The sequence below is a fragment of the Bradyrhizobium betae genome (assembly GCF_004123905.1).
Classification (GTDB): Bacteria; Pseudomonadota; Alphaproteobacteria; order Rhizobiales; family Xanthobacteraceae; genus Bradyrhizobium; species Bradyrhizobium betae_A.
This window is the reverse complement of sequence record NZ_MZXW01000053.1, coordinates 368565-381790: the sequence shown is the minus strand read 5'-3', so window position 1 is coordinate 381790 and position 13226 is coordinate 368565. Positions and strand designations below refer to the sequence as shown.

The window sequence follows — 13226 nt, the reverse complement described above, 5'->3', positions numbered from 1 at the left end:
CGCCGGGAATATTGGCCTTTTTGCCGCTACGGCCGGGCCGGGCTTGTCCCGGCCATCCACGACCTTGTTCGCTGCCCGGAGAACGTCGATGCCCGGGACGAGCCCGGGCATGACGGAGTTTGGGGATAGGGAACAGGCCTCCGCCTTCGCCAGGGCTTCGGCGCGACAAGCTATTTCGGCCTCACATTCGGGTCGCCGCCGGGGCTGCCGGGAGGCGGGATGACTGGGGTATTGGCACCGGTGTCGGGGGCCGGAGCGTGCATGTCGGGGTCGACGCCGGCGGGCGGGCAGAGCACGCCGTCGGATTTTGCCAGCTTGTCGCCGAGCGGTTCCCGGGACTGGCCGGTGGTGGTGCCGTCGGGCGTGGCGGCGCGGTTCGGGCGGTCCTGCGGCAGGCAGTTGGCGGCGTGCTGCGGGGATGGCGGCGCGGTCGCTTGCGGCGGCGTTGCCGGGGCGGGCGGGGCCTGCGCGATCGCGACGCCTGAGGCGGTGATCAGGAGGCTGGCCAGGATGATGTTTGATGTGGTGCGCATGGAAGGGAAACGCGCGGGGAAGGGGCGATGTTCCCTGGCGAAACGCGATGTGATCGGGGTTTGGGTCCCTCAGGTTTCCCCATCGTCATTGCGAGCGCAGCGAAGCAATCCAGAATCTTTCCGCGGAGGGACTCTGGATTGCGTCGCTGCGCTCGCAATGACGGCTGGGGAGAGGTCGGTGCGCATCGTCGGCACCGTTCGCGCTTACGATTTGTGATACCGGATCAGCGAAAAATGGCCCATTGGCGGCATCGGGCGGCGCTCGGCGAGCGTGACGCCGCCGTGTTTGGCGGCCCAGTCGACGAGGCGCTGCCACGGGAATTCCGGGCGCCAGCCGAGCCGGCGGGCGAGCGGTGCGAAGGCGAGCTCGGAGAGTTTGCGAAACCCCTTTTCCGCGCCGATGTGGTTGACGAGGATCAGTTCGCCGCCGGGCTTGAGCACGCGCACGAACTCGTCGAGCGTGCCTTCGGGATCGGGCACGGCGGTGATGACGTATTGCGCCACCACGGCGTCGAAGAAGTTTGCGGGGAAGGCGAGGTTTTTCGCGTCCATCACCGAGAGCACTTCGACATTCGACAGCCGCAGCGCGCGCACGCGCGATTGCGCCTTGCGCAGCATCGGCTCGGAGATGTCGACGCCGCAGATTTTGGTGGTGCGCGAATAGTCGGACAGCGACAGACCCGTGCCGACGCCGACGTCGAGGATGCGGCCTCCGATGCGGTCGGCCTCGGCGATGGTCGACTGCCGTCCGGCGTCGAACACCTTGCCGAACACGAGATCATAGACCGGCGCCCAGCGGCCATAGGCCTTCTCGACCCCGGCCCGCGAGATGTCTGCTGCCATGCCCCCTGCCCCAGTATTTTTTTAGCCGCGAACCGCTTCTGCGAGCGGCCTCGCCGTGCTCGTCGCTGCCTTCGCCGCCGCGCTTTGAATGAAGCCGCCGCCGAGCACGCGCGCCTGCCCGCTGGGCGCGTCGTAGAACACGCAGGCCTGGCCCGGCGAGACGCCCTCTTCGCCGGCGACCAGCTCGACCTCGTAATGGCCGTTCGCACCGCGCAGCCATGCCGGCTGCGGCGCGCGGGTCGAGCGCACCCGCACGAACAGCTCGAGGCCGGCTCCGATGGCGCGGTCGATGTCGCCGCCGCCGATCCAGTTGACGTCGCGCAAGGAGATGCGATGCATCTTCAGCGCATCGCGCGGGCCGACGACGACGCGGCGGCCCGGGGCATCGAGACGCACCACGAACAGCGGCGCGGCTGCCGCGATGCCGAGGCCGCGGCGCTGGCCGACGGTGAAATTGGCGATGCCGTGATGCTGGCCGAGCACGTGGCCGTCGAGATCGACGATGTCGCCGGGGTCCATCGCGTTTGGACGGAGCCGGGTGATGATGTCGGTGTAGCGGCCCGTCGGCACGAAGCAGATGTCCTGGCTGTCGTGCTTGTCGGCGACGCTCAGGCCGTAGCGGCGCGCAAGCTCGCGCGTCTCGGGCTTGGTCATGTCGCCGAGCGGGAAGCGCAGGAAGTCGAGCTGCGACTGCGTGGTCGCGAACAGGAAATAGCTCTGGTCGCGATCGCTGTCGGCGGCACACACCAGCGCGCGCGAGCCGTCGTCGCGACGGCGCGAGGCGACGTAATGGCCGGTGGCAAGCGCCTGCGCACCGAGCTCGCGGGCGGTCTTCAGCAGGTCGCGGAATTTTACGCTGCGGTTGCACTCGATGCACGGCACCGGCGTCTCGCCGAGCGCGTAGCTATCGGCGAAATTGTCGATGACGGACTCGCGAAAGCGATCCTCGTAATCGAGCACGTAATGGGGAATGCCGAGCTTTGCCGCGACGTCACGGGCGTCGTGGATGTCCTGGCCGGCGCAGCAGGCGCCCTTGCGGTGGGTCGCCGCGCCATGGTCGTAGAGCTGCAGCGTGATGCCGACGACGTCATAGCCCTCGGCCTTCAACAGCGCAGCCGTCGTCGAGGAATCGACGCCGCCCGACATGGCAACGACGACCCTGGTATCCTCAGGACGGCCTTCGAGATCCAGACTGTTGAGCATGGCTTTCAAGATGTGACGGCGGCGTTTCGCGATCCGCGATTTCTATGCCTCCGGCGGGACATCGGCGATCCCCCGGGAACCTGGTTCCCCCGGAGGCACGGTCTGCCCGGTCGAAAGCGGCTGAGAGCTGCCTCTTTAATATAGGCCGCATTCCGGTGAAGCAATCGCGCTGGCCTTAAGCTTAGGGCAATTCTTGCCGGGGCGGCAGAAATGACGGGGTTTTTGCCGCCTTCGTGGCGGCGGCGCAAATCCATCAATATATTGATTTCACTTGATAAAACCGCAAAATACAGGGATGGCCCACTCCTTGCTACCCCTTATGCCGAAGATGTTTCCAAGGGGTATGCCGTGGTTGGTCGGACGTCAGATGTAGCGGCAAGCGTGCCTGTCCAGAGCGCGCAGCAAAAGTCTGCGAGGTCACAGAGCTCGAAAGACACGTCCAGCAGCGACTCCTTCGGCTCGCTGGTCGACAGCAACACCCAGGCGATCAGCAACAGTTCGTCGTCGCAGGATAGCGCGCCGCGCCGGGCGGATTCGTCGTCCAGCTCGGACAAGAGCCCGCGAGATACCTCCTCCAGGGACCCCTCCTCGCAAAGCAAGGCGAGCGACAACACCGACAATTCCGCGCCCGCCAAGACCGATACGTCGGCCGATGCGTCCAAAGATGCATCCACGGATACGTCCAAAGATACGTCAAAGGCTGACGGCAAGACCAAGTCCGAGGGCTTCGACACCAAATCGGCCGACAAATCCGACAAGACCAAGGATGGCAAGACCGACGGCACCGACGGGCTCGCCGCCGCCGTCGATGCCGCCGCGACCGCACAAGTCGACGCGACGCAGACCGCCGTGCCGGATCCGACTGCTATCCCGGTTGCCGCGCCTGTGGTGCCGGTCGACCCGAACGCGGCCGCCAGCCAGGCCGCGACCTCCTCGCCGCTGACGATCGCCGCTGCCGGCATCGCCGCCAGCACGTCAACCGCCGCGCAGATCGCAGGCGGCAAGACCGATACTGCGACGCCTGGTGACAAGAGCGCCAAGACGGCCGCCGCCAAGGTCGATGCCAGCACGACGACGACACTCGGCGATATCGCCACCGGCACGACCGATGCGACCGCGACCGATGCCAAGACCAATGGCGGATTGATCGCCGCGGTCGACCCGGGCACGCCGAAAACCTCGTTCAAGGCTGCCGTTGCCGCGCAAGGCGGCAGCGACGTCTCCAATATCGGCCAGGACGGGGCTAAGGCGAACGCCGCCGCAGCGCAGACTCCCGCAACGGCCGCCAACGCCGCCGCGCATCCGCAAGGCGCCAAGCCGCAGGCCGACGCCGGCACGACCGACGCCAAGTCTGCGGTCTCCGACCGCGCCGATGCGACCCCGGCAACAGCTACACCACACGCGCATGCGGATACGCAGGCGACCATCGCCACGACCGACACCAGCGCACAGGCGACCTCTGCCATCCAGGCGCCGGTGACCAACACGATTTCGGCCGCGACCGCTTCCACCGCAATGCTCACCGCGACCGCGGCGAACGCCAATACCGTGCCGATCAGCGGCGTGCCGATCGAGATTGCCGCCGCCGTCCGCGCCGGCAAGACGCGGTTCGACATCAGCCTCGATCCGATCGATCTCGGCCGCATCGACGTCCGCGTCAATGTCGACCGCAACGGCCAGGTCACCTCCCATCTCACGGTGGAGAAGCCGGAGACGCTGGCGATGCTGAAGCAGGACGCGCCGCAATTGCAGCGCGCGCTCGACGATGCCGGCTTCAAGACCGGCAGCAACGGGCTGTCCTTCAGCCTGCGCGACCAGAATTCATCGGGCCAGCAGTCCGGCCAGAACAACGACAATGGCGGCAATTCCCGCCGGCTGATCATCAGCGAGGACGACACCGTTGCGGCTGCGCCCGTCGGGCGCGGCTACGGCCGCATGCTCGGATCGAGCAGCGGCGTCGACATCAGAGTGTGAGGAGTATTCGCAAATGACCACCACGAATGCCACCAGCGCCCCGACCCCCGTCTCCGGGACCACCGACGTCCCGAAGTCGTCCTCGTCGAGCTCGCTGGGCTCGTCCACCGGCGCGACGCTCGCCGGCAATTTCCAGACCTTCCTGACGCTGCTGACGACACAGCTGCAGAACCAGAACCCGCTCTCCCCGCTCGACACCAACCAGTTCACCCAGCAGCTGGTGCAATTCGCCGGCGTCGAGCAGCAGCTCAAGACCAACGATTCGCTGTCCCAGCTCGTCACCCTCGAGAAGACCACGCAGGCGACCCAGGCGCTGGGCTTCGTCGGCAAGACCGCGCTGGTCGACGGCTCGACCGCGACCATGACCAAGTCGTCGGCGACCTGGCATCTCAACGTGCCCAGCGACTCCACCGTCGACATCACCATCGCCAATTCCAGCGGTCAGACGGTCTTCACCGGAAAATATACTGCCGCGGCCGGCACCGACATTCCCTTCACCTGGAACGGAATGGGCAATGACGGCACCCAATGGCCCGACGGCAAGTACACGATCTCGGCCACCGGCAAGGACGTCGCGAACAACAATGTCGGCATCGCCGCCCAGGTGCAGGGCGTGGTGTCGTCCGTCGATCTGACCCAGTCGCCGCCGCTGCTCAGCATCGACGGCGCCAGCTACACGCTGAGCCAGGTCAAGAGCATCATCGCCACCAGCAGCAACTAAGGCTCGCGCGGCGCCCGATGCGCCCTGTTTGTTAGTAAAGTATTTACGAAGACCCCCTCGACCGGCCCGGATACCACCGTTCCACCGGCCGAGCGGCCCGCGTTCCCGCAAGTTTCAACGAGAATTGTATTGAAGCCTTAGGCTTAGCGGATTTTTAAGCCGCCGCGCGTACGGTTTCAATGTGAGTTCAGTGGTTGAGAGTTTGTGAGTACGCCATGACAGAACCCCATCGCCCGAGGGTAAAATACGTCATCGGGCCGGACGGCAGTCCGCTGACGATTGCAGATCTGCCCGCGCCCGGTACCAAACGCTGGGTCATCCGCCGCAAGGCCGAAGTCGTCGCTGCTGTGCGTGGCGGACTTCTCTCCCTCGAGGAGGCCTGCAGCCGTTATACCCTGACGGTTGACGAATTCCTTTCCTGGCAGTTTTCCATCGACCAGCACGGTCTGGCGGGTCTTCGCACCACCCGCATCCAGCAATATCGCCAGTAAGCGATCCGGAAATCTGCGGCTTTTGACGAAAATCGGCCTCGCCTTGCGAGGCCGATTTTTTTCATGTTTCGTTTTGGCGCGACTTTTGTCCGAGCTCTTAACCTTCGTTAACCATATCGAAACCATCACCTAGGCAATAATTGCCCAGTCGGCCGCTCAGTTGCGGGTCGAAGCTTCGGGGCGGTTGCTTGCAAGGTCTTGCGGACTTCTTAAAGGGTATCGGCGCCGCCCGGTTCGGGGCGATGATCGCGGTCACCGCCGCGCTCGTCGGCTTTTTCGCGTTCGTCATCATGCGCGTCACCACGCCGCAGATGACGACGCTGTTCACCGACCTCTCGGTCGAAGATTCTTCCGGCATTATCAAGGACTTGGAGCGCCAGGGCATCCAGTTCGAGATCCGTAATGAGGGCAGCATCATCATGGTGCCCAAGGACAAGGTCACGCGCCTGCGGATGAAGCTCGCCGAGGGCGGCCTGCCCAAGGGCGGCGGCGTCGGCTACGAGGTGTTCGACAAGTCGGATGCGCTCGGCACCACCTCCTTCGTCCAGAACATCAATCATCTGCGCGCGCTGGAAGGCGAGCTCGCCCGCACCATCCGCGCCATCGACCGGATCCAGGCCGCCCGCGTCCACCTCGTCTTGCCCGAGCGCCCGCTGTTCTCGCGCGAGGCGCCGGAGCCGTCGGCCTCGATCGTGGTCCGGGTCCGCGGGGCGCTGGAGGCGCAGCAGATCCGCGCCATCCGTCACCTCGTCGCCTCTGCCGTCAACGGGCTGAAGCCGCAGCGGGTTTCGATCGTCGATGAATCCGGCCAGTTGCTGGCCGACGGTGCCGCGACCGATGCGGACCAGGCGGTCGGCGACGAACGCCGCACCGCCTTCGAGAAGCGGATGCGCAAGCAGGTCGAGGACATCGTGTCCTCGGTCGTCGGCTCCGGCCGTGCCCGCGTCCAGCTCTCCGCCGATTTCGACTTCAACAAGGTCACCCAGACCTCGGACAAGTTCGACCCCGAGGGCCGCGTGCTGCGCTCGACCCAGACCCGCGAAGAAAGCAGCATGACCGCCGACAACAACGGCCAGGTCACCGTCAACAACGAGCTTCCGGGCCAGCAGCAGAACAGCGGCGTCGCGGCCAAGGACCAGAGCAAGAAGACCGAGGAGACCAACAATTACGAGATCTCCCGCACCACCAAGACCGAGGTGACCGAGGCCGGCCGGGTCAACCGCATTTCGGTCGCGGTGCTGGTCGACGGCATCTACACCAAGAATGACAAGGGCGAACTGGCCTACACCGACCGCAGCAAGGAGCAGCTCGACCGCATCGCCGCCCTGGTCCGCTCGGCGATCGGCTTCGACCAGAAGCGCGGCGACCAGGTCGAGGTCGTCAATCTGCGCTTTGCCGATGCGCCCTCCACCGCCCCGATCGCCGAGCCCTCCGGCTTCCTCGGCATGCTTCAGTTCACCAAGGACGACGTCATGTACTTCGTCGAGCTCGGCGTGATGATGCTGCTGGGCCTCGTCGTGCTGTTCATGGTGATCCGCCCGCTGGTCAAGCGCATCCTCGCCTCCGACGAAGTCGCCGCCGCGATCTCCGGCGTCCTCACCGGCCCGGCCGCGGAAGAGCCCACGCCGGCCCAGCCGCTGCTGCCGAGCGGCGCCGCGAGCGCGATCGACGTCGCCACCATCCAGGGCCAGGTCCACGCCCAGTCCGTTCATCGCGTCGGCGAGCTCGCCGAGCGCAACCCCAACGAAACCGTCGCCATCATCCGTCAATGGCTGACCGAACCCGCAAAATGATTCGAGAAGTGAACTGACATGGCCGGCAATTTGCAAAACGCCAACTCGAACGACATCACCAGCGTGATCTCCACGCTCGGTCAGCGTGCCGGCAGCCGCGCGGGCGCCAAGATCGAAGCGGTGGCGGGACCGAAGCGCGCCGCGATCCTGATGCTGGCGCTCGGCGAGCAATATGGCGGCAAGATCTGGTCGCTGCTCGACGACGACGAGGTGCGCCAGCTCTCGCTGGAAATGTCGACGCTCGGCACCGTCGAGGTCGACACCGTCGAGGACATGCTGCTCGAATTCGTCTCGCGCATGTCGGCCTCGGGCGCGCTGATGGGCAATTTCGACGCCACCGAGCGGCTGCTCCAGCAGTACCTGGCGCCCGAGCGCGTCAACGGCATCATGGACGAGATCCGCGGCCCCGCCGGCCGCAACATGTGGGAGAAGCTCTCCAACGTGCAGGAAGAGGTGCTCGCCAACTATCTCAAGAACGAATATCCGCAGACCATCGCGGTGGTGCTGTCGAAGCTGAAGCCGGAGCATGCCGCGCGCGTGCTCGGCATCTTCCCCGAGGATCTCGCGCTCGACGTCGTCAACCGCATGCTGAAGATGGAGGCGGTCCAGAAGGAGGTGATCGAGAGCGTGGAGAAGACGCTGCGCACCGAATTCATGTCCAACCTCTCGCAGACCCGCCGCCGTGATGCCCACGAAGTGATGGCGGAAATCTTCAACAATTTCGACCGCCAGACCGAAACCCGCTTCATCACCTCGCTCGAAGAGGACAACCGCGAATCGGCCGAGCGCATCAAGGCGCTGATGTTCACCTTCGACGACCTCGTGAAGCTCGATTCCGGCTCGGCCCAGACCTTGATGCGCAATGTCGACAAGGACAAGCTCGGCGTCGCGCTCAAGAGCGCCAACGAGGACGTCCGCAACTTCTTCTTCGGCAACATGTCCTCGCGCGCGGCAAAAATGCTCCAGGACGACATGGCAGCGATGGGCCCGGTCCGTCTGCGCGACGTCGACGAGGCCCAGGCGCTGCTCGTCAACCTCGCCAAGGACCTCGCCGCCAAGGGTGAGATCATGCTGACCAAGAACCGCGCTGACGACGAGCTGGTGTATTGATGGGCGCTCCGGCTAAATTCCTGTTCGACACCGACTTCGCGGCGCCCGAGCGGTCGCCACGCGAGAAGGCTGCGACCGCCGCCGAGATCGCGCAGAAGGTCGCGGAAGCGGAGGCGCGCGCCTATCAGGACGGCTTTGCCGCCGGCCAGCGCGAAGCCAAGGCCGAGAGCGACCGCCGCGTTGCGCTCGCCATGGAAGAGATCAACATCGGCGTCCGGGGCATCGCGTCCGGCATTGGCAACATCGAGAGCAAGATGGAGACCGAGGCGGTCGACGTCGCGATCGCGGTGGCGCGCAAGCTGTGCGCCGACCTGGTCGCCGCCGAGCCGCTCGGCGAGATCATGGCGCTGGTCAAGGACTGCTTCTCGCATCTGGTCGCCACCCCGCATCTCGTCGTTCGCATCAACGACGCGCTCTACGACAGCGCGCGCGAGAAGATCGAGCGGCTCGCCAAGCAGAGCGGCTTCGAGGGCCGCCTCGTGATCCTCGCCGAGCCTGAAATCGCGACCGGCGACTGCAGGATCGAATGGGCCGATGGCGGCGTCGTGCTGGAACGCGGCGCCATCGCGGCCAAGATCGACGAAATGGTCGGACGCTATATCGCGTCCCGGAGGGGGAGCTAAGCCATGAGCGACACCGACGGACAGGTCCCGCTGCCCGATCTCAACGGCCCAATGCCGCCGACCGGTACGGACGTCGGGTACAGCGAGGACGAATATGCGGCGCGCGCCGCCGCCGATCTGGAGGCCGTGTTCGACGTGCCGGTGCAGGTCTCGGCCGTGCTCGGCCGCTCCAAGATGGACGTCAGCGAGCTGTTGAAGCTCGGGCCCGGCACCGTGCTCGAGCTCGACCGGCGTGTCGGCGAGGCCATCGACATCTACGTCAACAACAAGCTGGTCGCCCGCGGCGAAGTCGTCCTGGTCGAGGACAAACTCGGCGTGACCATGACCGAAATCATCAAGACCGAACGCGCGTAAAGCGAACAAGGAATGACGCGCGGCAGCGCGACCAGACGGACAGGAGACTGACATGCGGCTTCTCATCGTTGGCACATTGAAGGGCCAGCTCACCACCGCCACCAAGATCGCGATGGATAACGGCGCCACCGTGACCCATGCCGAGGATCACGAGCAGGCGATGCGGGTGCTGCGCGGCGGCAAGGGTGCCGACCTTCTGCTGGTCGACGTCGCCCTCGACATCCGCGACCTCGTGATGCGGCTCGAGGCCGAGCACATCCACGCTCCGATCGTCGCCTGCGGCATCACCAACGATGCCCGCGCCGCGGTTGCCGCGATCCACGCCGGCGCCAAGGAATACATCCCGCTGCCGCCGGACCCGGAGCTGATCGCAGCCGTGCTGGCCGCTGTCGCCAACGATTCCCGCGAGCTGGTTTATCGCGACGAGGCGATGGCGAAGGTCATCAAGCTCGCGCAGCAGATCGCGGGCTCGGACGCTTCCGTGATGGTCACCGGCGAATCCGGAACCGGCAAGGAAGTGCTGGCCCGCTACGTCCACACCCGCTCGGCCCGCGCCAAGCGCCCGTTCATCTCGATCAACTGCGCCGCGATCCCCGAGCATCTGCTGGAGTCCGAGCTGTTCGGCCACGAGAAGGGTGCCTTCACCGGCGCGATCGCCCGCCGCATCGGCAAGTTCGAGGAAGCGACCGGCGGCACGCTGCTGCTGGACGAAATCTCGGAGATGGACGTCCGCCTACAATCGAAGCTGTTGCGCGCCATTCAGGAGCGCGTCATCGATCGCGTCGGCGGCACCAAGCCGGTCCCCGTGGACATCCGCATCATCGCGACCTCGAACCGCAACCTGGTGGAAGCCGTGCGCGAAGGCACGTTCCGCGAGGATCTGCTGTTCCGCCTTAACGTCGTGAACCTGAAGATCCCGCCGCTGCGCGAGCGTCCCCTCGACATCCTCGAACTCGCCCAGCACTTCGTGAAGAAGTATGCCGAGGCCAACGGCGTACCGATGCGCCCCATCTCGGCAGACGCCCGCCGCGTGCTCTCCACCAACCGCTGGCAGGGCAACGTCCGCGAGCTCGAAAACACCATGCACCGCGCGGTGCTGATGGCGCAGGGCGACGAGATCGGTCCCGACGCCATCCTCACGCCGGACGGCGACCGCCTCGACCTCGCCAAGACGGTACCGGCGGTGGCGCACGCGACGATGGCCGCCGAGCAGGTGACGCGCGCGCTTGTGGGGCGCACCGTTGCCGACGTCGAGCGCGATTTGATCCTGGAGACGCTGAAGCACTGCCTCGGCAACCGCACCCATGCCGCCAACATCCTGGGCATCTCGATCCGCACGTTGCGCAACAAGCTCAACGAATATTCCGACGGCGGCATCCCGATCACGCCGGCGGGCACGCCCGGGGAATATCCGCGGATGCCGATGGTGGGGGCGTGAGCCAACAGCTTGCACGCCTCATCATGCCCCGCCGCCGGGCGTTTCCATAAAGCGCGTGGATGGCCCGGGACGGCCCCGCCACGGCGACCAGGTATCTGATGTCATGGCGGCGCGCGCTCGCGGCGGCCTACTTGCCTGGAGGTACGTAGACGCTTGCGAGCTTCGCAGCCTTTTCCGCGATAGGTTTGAATTCGCTCATCTTCCAGGCGCGGACCGTCTCGATCTTGGCAATGGCACCGCTCGCGGCGGCGGCCATCCCGATGGCGACAGCATCTGCCCCATCAGGCAACTCCGTCACGAGCAGCGCATCATGCGAGCCGGTGGTCATGAATGCTCCCTGGAGCTTCCCGCCGGCCTGCTCGACCATCGCACCGATGATCGCGGTGCGATCGGCCGGCTTGTCGACCAATCCCTTGATGCCGGAATTTGAGTATGAGACGTACGAGATGAACAACGGCATGTTTCTCTCCGTTGAGGTTACAGCGACGACAGTCTTGGAAAAAGCGCTCTGAAACGAGAGCGAGGCACGGCCTGCCGACGGCATGCGAGCTGCCTTGAAAATCGACCTACGGACTTCGGCACGTCCAACTGGCAGCTTGTTCTGACTATAGCCGACTCCACCCAACAGCGCGAACGGTAAGCCAAGCTACCCATTCGGGACCGCAACTATTCTGCCGGCCGGAAAGCTCTGCCTCTCGGCGGTTGAGGCCGCGGGCTGAGTGAAGCAATTCACAATCGATCCGCATGAAGCTTGCTAATATCCCGGAGTAGCGCGGCGTGATGCCGGGCGGAGCCGCATCGGTCTCGCGAAACGTCCTTCACACCGAAAGGGCATGCCATGAAACACTCGTCGTGGACCATCTCCCGCCTGTCGCTGATTGTAACGCTGATCGCAGCCTCGGCGCCGCTTGCACGCGCCGACATGATCATGGACTGGAATGCAAAGGCCGACGCGATCGCCACCGAGAAGCAAATCCTTCCGGCGCCCCACAGCCGCGCCTTGTCCATGATGCACGTCGCGATGTTCGAGGCGGTCAACGCGATCGATCGCCGGTACGCGCCCTACAAGCTCGCCTTGTCCGCGGACCGTTCGACGTCGCGGGAAGCTGCGGCGGCAGTTGCGGCTCACGACGTGCTGCTGTCGCTCTATCCGGACCTCAAGCCGGACCTGGACGCGGCGTTGACGAATTCTCTGGCACCGATCGCCGACGGCGAGTCCAAGGTCGCGGGCATCAGCCTCGGCAAAGAGTCTGCGATGCAGATCATCGCGCTTCGTGCGAACGACGGCAGCGCCGCTCCTGAAACCTACCGGCCCCTGACGACACCGGGCGCCTACGTTCCGACAACCGTCCCGCTGTTCTCGACCGTGGGCGCGACAACGCCCTGGGTCATGACCGCCGGGTCCCAGTTTCGCCCCGGCCCGCCGCCGGCGCTTGGTTCGGAGGTGTGGACGCGGGACGTCAACGAAATCCGCGAGGTCGGCAGCCGAAGCAGCCCGACTCGGACGCCCGAGCAAACGACGGTCGGTCGGTTCTGGTTCTTTGTCGGGGCCCGCACCTACAATCCGATCGTGAGGCAGGCGGCAATGGCCAAGGGCATGGATCTCGTCGACTGCGCCCGGCTGTACGCGTTGACGTCAATTGCGGGCAACGACGCCCTGGTCGCCGTGTTCGACGCAAAATACCATTACAATTTCTGGCGGCCGATCACGGCCATCCGCAACGCGGACCTGACGTCGAATGCAGCGACGCCTCGCGAAGCGTCGTGGCTTCCACTGGGGGACACGCCGATGCATCCGGAATATCCCTGCGCTCACTGCATTACGTCGGCAGCGATTTCGACCGTGCTCCAGACTGTCGTTGGAGATTTCGGCGAGTTCTCACTGACCAGCCCCACGGCACCAGGCGTCACGCGCAAATGGACGCGGCTCCAGGACTATAGCGACGAAGTCTCCAACGCCCGCATCTGGGCCGGCTTCCACTACCGGTTCTCGACCGAGATCGGCAAGGACATGGGCCGGAAGATCGGCGCGCTGACCGTCGCCACACAGCTTCGCGGCGTGGAAGCGATGGCGGAGCCGAGCCGTTAGGATCGTACGTCCGTCCGGGCTACGAAACAGCGCCGTAGCCCCGATAGAGCGAAG

The 13226-nt window shown here is 65.5% G+C and carries 13 protein-coding genes; 9 read left to right on the top strand and 4 right to left on the bottom strand.

Annotated features, from left to right (window positions below; translation table 11 throughout):
- Positions 1 to 170 precede the first annotated feature (170 nt).
- From B5V03_RS36980 to mnmA, 3 genes are all read right to left on the bottom strand, one after another.
- Positions 171 to 533, bottom strand: coding sequence for a hypothetical protein (locus B5V03_RS36980; protein ID WP_129275331.1), 363 nt, complete (start codon positions 531 to 533; stop codon positions 171 to 173).
- Positions 534 to 737: 204 nt separating this feature from the next.
- Positions 738 to 1376 (bottom strand): class I SAM-dependent methyltransferase, encoded by a 639-nt coding sequence (locus B5V03_RS36975; protein ID WP_129275330.1) that lies wholly within the window; start codon positions 1374 to 1376, stop codon positions 738 to 740.
- A gap of 21 nt (positions 1377 to 1397) precedes the next feature.
- Positions 1398 to 2579, bottom strand: a complete 1182-nt coding sequence (mnmA, locus tag B5V03_RS36970) for a tRNA 2-thiouridine(34) synthase MnmA (RefSeq protein WP_129275329.1) — start codon at positions 2577 to 2579, stop codon at positions 1398 to 1400.
- A gap of 348 nt (positions 2580 to 2927) precedes the next feature.
- On the opposite strand from mnmA, the gene B5V03_RS36965 reads away from it, so the two are divergent.
- The 8 genes from B5V03_RS36965 (at position 2928) to flbD (ending at position 11083) form a co-directional block, all read left to right on the top strand.
- Complete coding sequence (locus tag B5V03_RS36965) at positions 2928 to 4553, top strand: flagellar hook-length control protein FliK (protein ID WP_129275328.1); 1626 nt, start codon at positions 2928 to 2930, stop codon at positions 4551 to 4553.
- Positions 4554 to 4566: 13 nt separating this feature from the next.
- Positions 4567 to 5274, top strand: a complete 708-nt coding sequence (locus B5V03_RS36960; RefSeq protein WP_129275327.1) for a flagellar hook assembly protein FlgD — start codon at positions 4567 to 4569, stop codon at positions 5272 to 5274.
- Between the two features lie 215 nt (positions 5275 to 5489).
- Positions 5490 to 5765 (top strand): DUF1153 domain-containing protein, encoded by a 276-nt coding sequence (locus tag B5V03_RS36955; RefSeq protein WP_002714638.1) that lies wholly within the window; start codon positions 5490 to 5492, stop codon positions 5763 to 5765.
- A 188-nt stretch (positions 5766 to 5953) separates the two neighbouring features.
- On the top strand, positions 5954 to 7558 hold the full coding sequence (fliF, locus tag B5V03_RS36950; RefSeq protein ID WP_129275326.1) for a flagellar basal-body MS-ring/collar protein FliF: 1605 nt from the start codon (positions 5954 to 5956) through the stop codon (positions 7556 to 7558).
- A gap of 18 nt (positions 7559 to 7576) precedes the next feature.
- Positions 7577 to 8668, top strand: coding sequence for a flagellar motor switch protein FliG (gene fliG, locus B5V03_RS36945; RefSeq protein ID WP_129275325.1), 1092 nt, complete (start codon positions 7577 to 7579; stop codon positions 8666 to 8668).
- The gene (locus tag B5V03_RS36940; RefSeq protein WP_129275324.1) at positions 8668 to 9291 is read left to right on the top strand and encodes a FliH/SctL family protein; all 624 of its coding nucleotides are present in this window, start codon (positions 8668 to 8670) and stop codon (positions 9289 to 9291) included. The genes fliG and B5V03_RS36940 overlap by 1 nt, the downstream gene beginning before the upstream one ends.
- A gap of 3 nt (positions 9292 to 9294) precedes the next feature.
- On the top strand, positions 9295 to 9645 hold the full coding sequence (gene fliN, locus B5V03_RS36935; RefSeq protein ID WP_129275323.1) for a flagellar motor switch protein FliN: 351 nt from the start codon (positions 9295 to 9297) through the stop codon (positions 9643 to 9645).
- A 52-nt stretch (positions 9646 to 9697) separates the two neighbouring features.
- A complete protein-coding gene (gene flbD / locus B5V03_RS36930; RefSeq protein ID WP_129275322.1) occupies positions 9698 to 11083 on the top strand; it encodes a sigma-54-dependent transcriptional regulator FlbD in 1386 nt (461 codons plus the stop codon).
- A 127-nt stretch (positions 11084 to 11210) separates the two neighbouring features.
- On the opposite strand, the gene B5V03_RS36925 is transcribed toward flbD, so the two are convergent.
- Complete coding sequence (locus B5V03_RS36925; RefSeq protein WP_129275321.1) at positions 11211 to 11543, bottom strand: GYD domain-containing protein; 333 nt, start codon at positions 11541 to 11543, stop codon at positions 11211 to 11213.
- 378 nt (positions 11544 to 11921) lie between these two features.
- On the opposite strand from B5V03_RS36925, the gene B5V03_RS36920 reads away from it, so the two are divergent.
- Positions 11922 to 13172 (top strand): vanadium-dependent haloperoxidase, encoded by a 1251-nt coding sequence (locus B5V03_RS36920; RefSeq protein WP_129275320.1) that lies wholly within the window; start codon positions 11922 to 11924, stop codon positions 13170 to 13172.
- The last annotated feature ends 54 nt before the right edge of the window (positions 13173 to 13226 follow it).